The following is a 1,306-nucleotide window of genomic DNA, read 5'->3' as shown; positions in this document are numbered from 1 at the left end:
GGCAGGGGCGCGCCCGCCGGTGCGGCGGTGTCGCTGCTGCCCGGTGCGCCCTCGGGGTCGTGTGCCTCGAATCGGGCGGCAGCGGCATCCAGAAAGGCCTTGCAGGTCGCAAGGCTTGCGTAGCCGTCGAACCCTTCGCCCCGCGCAAGCGCGAATACCCGGTCCGCCATTGCCGCAAGCTCGGCGGGGATGCGGGCGCGGGCGTGATCCAGCCTGTCCTGCGGGTCGGCATGCGCAGCACCGTAGCGACTCCGCAGCACGCGGGATATGCGTTCGCGCGCAGCCTCGGCAGCCCTTGCGGGCAACGCCTCGAGCGCGGCGGCAACCTCCGCGCAGGCAGAAAGGTAGTCGTCCGTGCCATCGAAGGCGAAGTCGCCTTCATGCACCATCCTGTTGCGTATCGTCGCTATCCAGCGGATGCGCCGGACGGTTGCCTCGTCCAGTTCGCCCTGCACGCTGGTGAGTTTTTCGTGCAAGCCCTTTCCCTGTGCGCCGAACATCCGCTCCAGCAGCGATTCCAGTTCCGCAGATTTGCGCACGCACATTCCGATTCTTTCGTCGGATGTCATGGTTCCCCCGCTGCGGCTGGCTTCGAAGGGCTGCCCCGCCCGCAGCGCGCGACGACAGCGTGAATGCGAACCATTCCGTTCTGACTCGTGATGCCCGGCAGCACCATGCGAAGGACGCATGCCGCATCGCGGCAGCCGCCCGGCGCCAGTAACGCCCCGCCATCCGTATGGCGGTCACTCTGCCTTGGGCGGGGCCGTGGCGTCTTCGGCAGGGCACGGCGCATCCGCATCCTGCATGGCCGCATCGACAGGTGTGGCATCAGCGTCCTGTTGCTGCCAACCCGTCCGCAAGGCCTTGGCCGCATCTTCCTCGGAAACGGGCTGCGCCGACCCGAAGGCCGTTGCCACAAGTTCAGCGGCTTCACGGGCCACGCATTTCCTGCAACCGGACCCTTCGCCGGAATACGGGGCGGCTTCGCCCAGCGCCAGACGCGGCCCCGCATCGCCCTCGTGCAGCACCACGCGCAAGGCAACGCGCGCATCGGGCCGGGCCAGATTGACGGCGGCCTTGCCCCCCTGCACGGCAGACCAACCCACAAGGTAGATGGCATTGACCAGCGCGCAGCCCGCATCAACGGGAATGGTGGGCGGTTCGGCCTTGTCGTACTGCACCTTGGCCACAAAGGTGTGGTCCAGCAGCAGGGTCAGGCGCACGTCGGGGCGTGCCCCTTCGGCCACGGGGGCCAGCCCGTCACGCGCAAGCCGTTCGGCCACGGCCGCGCGCACCGCATCGGCGG

General features: G+C 68.8%; 2 protein-coding genes. Both read right to left on the bottom strand.

Features of this window, described 5'->3' with window-relative positions; genetic code table 11:
• On the bottom strand, positions 1-539 hold a 539-nt coding region (locus FVW27_RS16130), incomplete at its 3' end, for a hypothetical protein (protein WP_208294845.1).
• A 204-nt stretch (positions 540-743) separates the two neighbouring features.
• On the bottom strand, positions 744-1,306 hold a 563-nt coding region (locus FVW27_RS16125), incomplete at its 5' end, for a hypothetical protein (protein ID WP_167127073.1).

It is taken from the genome of Nitratidesulfovibrio liaohensis (assembly GCF_011682075.1).
In the GTDB taxonomy this organism is placed as follows: domain Bacteria; phylum Desulfobacterota; class Desulfovibrionia; order Desulfovibrionales; family Desulfovibrionaceae; genus Cupidesulfovibrio; species Cupidesulfovibrio liaohensis.
The sequence above is the reverse complement of the archived record's forward strand: the minus strand, read 5'-3'. Positions and strand labels throughout refer to the sequence as shown.